Raw genomic sequence first — 3,614 nt, forward strand, 5'->3', positions numbered from 1 at the left:
CGTAAAAATCAACTTCTACTAACCACATACCTGTAATAGAAGCCCTCCTCACGATGTATCCGGATCAGATCTCCCTCCTTCGCCCCCAACTTCATCACTATGGGGTCGGTCACAAGTATCTTGGGAAACATATCCAAGGACCCGTACATCCTCTCCAATTCTCTCTTCTCATCCTCGCTGACTATCTCGTGCTTGGGTACCATGAAGTTCTCGGTCGGATCATACTTGATCGCCTTCTTTACCCTCTTGGTTCTAGCGGTTTTGGTCTTTTTCTGTGCCTTCTTCTCCTTCTTAACTTTTGCGGTCTTCTTAGCCTTGGAGGAGGACTTTCCCGAGGACTTCTTTCCGGAAGATTTAGTCTCCTTACTAGGATTAAGGGAATCAGATCCCTTATCTAGGTCGATATCGACTGGAACATCCTCAGACTCTACCAAATAAGCACCCCCTTAAAGGGAACACTGGCATCAGGGTGAGGTGCAATACGGTTTTAAAAAGTTTACACCCGTAGAACCTGGGGAACGGATTTGGGGGACGACCTTATCGAGATCAGGTGGCACGGTAGGGGCGGTCAGGGCGCCGTTCTCGCCTCAAGAATCGTGGCTAAGGCTGCCTTCTTGGAGGGTAAATGGTCTCAGGCATTTCCATTCTTCGGAGCTGAGAGGAGAGGCGCTCCTGTGATGGCGTTCACTAGGGTCTCCGGCTCCCCTATAAGGCTGAGGAGCCAAATATACGAGCCTGATATATTGGTCCTGCTGGATCCCATGTTCCTCAATCTGGAGGTGGCTTGGAGGGGCGTAAAGCCCGACACGATAGTCGTTATGAACGTGCCCGAAGATCCCGCGGAGATATTCCTCCCTAAGAGAGTGCGGAGGCTCGCCACTGTGGATGCCACCGCCATCTCCATGGAACTAGGGTTGAAAGTGGCTGGACTCCCCGTTCCCAACTCAGCTATGGTCGGAGCCTTGGTGAAGGCCACAGGCATCGTGGGTCTTGAGAGCGCCGAGAGCTCTGTCAAGGCCATGATGAAGAGGCTCACTGATGTGAATCTGGAGGCCCTCAAGAGGGCACACGAGGAAACCAAAGTTATAGATAATCCTAAGTTCGTTCCTGAGGTAATAGGGGAGGGATGAGTTCAGGCTCCCTCCGCCCTCTCTATGTAAGAGTCGAAGAACTTGGTGTAGACGTCAACCTTCGTCTCTCCCGGCTTCATCTCGATCTCCTCAACTAGCCCGCAGTTGAAACACTTGATGACGGCCTTTCCCTCCTTCTCGTGGAGCTCAACCATTATTGAGTTGTGCTGGCAAACGGGGCACCTGAAGAAGGCTGATTTCCTCCTCTTTCTGACCGGGAGAGTGGTTCTCCTCTTTCTCCTTCCCATTTCAAAGCACCCAGATTTTACAACTTTCACTTCTAAATTAAGTATCTCGGATGGACTTGATGTCCCGGGCCATCCTTTATACCCTCGGTGGGGCGCCTTAACCGGGATATGTCGGTAGATGAGAGGTACTTCATTTCGCTCGAAGAGGACCTTAAGAGGGTATTAGAGGTCGCCAAGAAGGCCAGAGCTGCGGGTTATGACCCCAAGGAGGATGTGGAAATAAAGATAGCGAACGAGCTCCATGAGAGGATAGTAGCGCTCTTCAACGTGGAGTCCTTGGGAGACAGGGTCAAGCACTGGCTAGAGAAGACTGATAATAAGGTAGAGACGGCTTTCAGGGTCATAGCTGAGATAATCCCTAGGAAGGGTGAGGTCCCCAAGATAGATGTCGGGGGAGACGACGAATACAGGGCTGAACTGGCGTTAAGAGTTGGTATGGCCATAATAACCGATGCTACGGTCTCCGCTCCGATTGAGGGAATAAGCAAGGTGGCCATAAAGGGTGCAGGTCGCGACACCTACCTCTCAGTGTACTATAACGGACCGATAAGAACCGCTGGGGGTACTGAGGGGGCTATGAGCGTTCTGATGGCTGACTACGTAAGGCAGAGGTTGGGTTTGGGCAGGTACGTTCCCACCCACGAGGAGGTGGAGAGGTACACAGAGGAGGTCTTCCTGTACAAGAGGGTGGCCCATCTGCAGTACAACTCCGAGCCAGAGGAGGTTAGGAGGGCGGTCATGCACATACCAATCGAGGTAACGGGTCCCCCCACAGAGAAGGAGGAGGTCTCCTCCTTCAGAAACCTCCCTAGGGTGGAGACCAACAGGATAAGAGGGGGGGCCGTCTTGGTCATCAATGACTGCGTCATACAGAAAGCTAAGAAGCTGAAGAGAATCATAAAACAGCTCAAAGAGTCCATAGAGGATTTCGACGATTCCGCTTGGAGATGGCTGGGGGGGGACGGTGGGAAGGAAGAGGGAGGAGGAGAAGGAGCACGGGATGAGGGCTGCCCGGTTGTGGAGCCCTCGTACAAGTACCTAAAGGACGCCGTCATGGGAAGGCCCATACTAGCTCACCCCTCTAGGATCGGGGGATTCAGGCTGAGGTACGGCAGATCCAGAAACACGGGGTTGGCGAGCATCGGGATGAACCCTGCGACCATGTATGTGCTGGATAGCTTCGTGGCGGTGGGCACTCAGGTCAGGATCGAGAGGCCCGGGAAGAGCGCCGTGGTGATGCCGGTGGATTGGATAGAAGGACCCATCGTGAGGCTCAGGGATGGAAGCGTGATCAAGATCGACAATCCCGAACAGGCCAGAGAGTTAGCTGGTTCGGTGGAGAAGATTCTGCACTTGGGGGATGTCCTGATAGGTTTCGGGGAGTTCCTCGAGAACAACCACAAGCTCCTCCCATCGGCTTGGGTGGAGGAGTGGTGGTATTCTCTCCTGAGAGAGAAGGCTAAAGAGATGGGAATAGATCCTCCCGTGGAGAGATGGCAGAGGATCTCCTTTTTAGAGGCCTTGGAGATATCCAAGAAGTTCGATGTCCCGCTCCATCCGAGGTACACCTATTTCTGGGAGCACGTGAAGGTCAGGGAACTACTCACCTTGCTCGAGGCCGTGAGGGAGGGGGCCAGATCCGGAAAGGCCGTCTCTCTCAGGGCTAGTGAGGAGATCAAGGACATCTTGGAGAGACTCGGGGTTCCCCATAGAGTGGGAATGAACATGCTATGGGTGGAAGGAGACGACGCGACTCTCTTGGATTACCTGGCATCCAAGATACCCGCCGAAGTCGATATCGACGGAATTTCTGAATATGAAACCTTAAGATTCCTCAATGAGCACTTGGATGTCAAGGTGATGCCCAAGGGCCCCACGAAGATCGGTATGAGAGTTGGTAGGCCAGAGAAAGCTAAGCCTAGGAAGATGAAGCCTCCAGTTAATCTGCTCTTCCCCATAGGGGGACTCAAGGGAATGACCCGCTCTATGGAGGCCGCTTACAATCAGGGCAAGGTGGAGGTCGAAGTGGCCTTTAGAGTGTGCCCCAGCTGCGGGATCAAGACCACAAGGTACAAATGCCCGAAATGCGGGGCTAGAACGGTCCCACTCATGTTCTGTCCTGTCTGCGGCAAGAGGGTCAACGGCAGGTGCAGGGACCACCCCAACGCGGATCCTGTTCCCTACAGGAAGACGGTCCTGAACATAAAGGAGGAAGTGGATAGAGCCCTCTCCAACC

General features: G+C 53.4%; 4 protein-coding genes. 2 read left to right on the top strand and 2 right to left on the bottom strand.

Annotation, left to right across the window (positions count from 1 at the left end):
* Window positions 1-8: 8 nt before the first annotated feature.
* On the bottom strand, window positions 9-434 hold the full coding sequence (locus QI197_07645; GenBank protein MDK2373232.1) for a DNA-directed RNA polymerase subunit RpoH/Rpb5 C-terminal domain-containing protein: 426 nt from the start codon (window positions 432-434) through the stop codon (window positions 9-11).
* A gap of 90 nt (window positions 435-524) precedes the next feature.
* Between QI197_07645 and QI197_07650 the strand changes: the two genes are divergently transcribed.
* A complete protein-coding gene (locus tag QI197_07650; GenBank protein MDK2373233.1) occupies window positions 525-1,130 on the top strand; it encodes a 2-oxoacid:acceptor oxidoreductase family protein in 606 nt (201 codons plus the stop codon).
* Between the two features lie 2 nt (window positions 1,131-1,132).
* On the opposite strand, the gene QI197_07655 is transcribed toward QI197_07650, so the two are convergent.
* Window positions 1,133-1,378, bottom strand: coding sequence for a transcription elongation factor 1 family protein (locus QI197_07655; GenBank protein ID MDK2373234.1), 246 nt, complete (start codon window positions 1,376-1,378; stop codon window positions 1,133-1,135).
* 108 nt (window positions 1,379-1,486) lie between these two features.
* Between QI197_07655 and QI197_07660 the strand changes: the two genes are divergently transcribed.
* Window positions 1,487-3,614: DNA polymerase II large subunit (locus QI197_07660; protein ID MDK2373235.1), on the top strand; the 2,128-nt coding region annotated here is incomplete at its 3' end.

Source organism: Thermoproteota archaeon, assembly GCA_030130125.1.
In the GTDB taxonomy this organism is placed as follows: Archaea; Korarchaeota; Korarchaeia; order Korarchaeales; family Korarchaeaceae; genus Korarchaeum.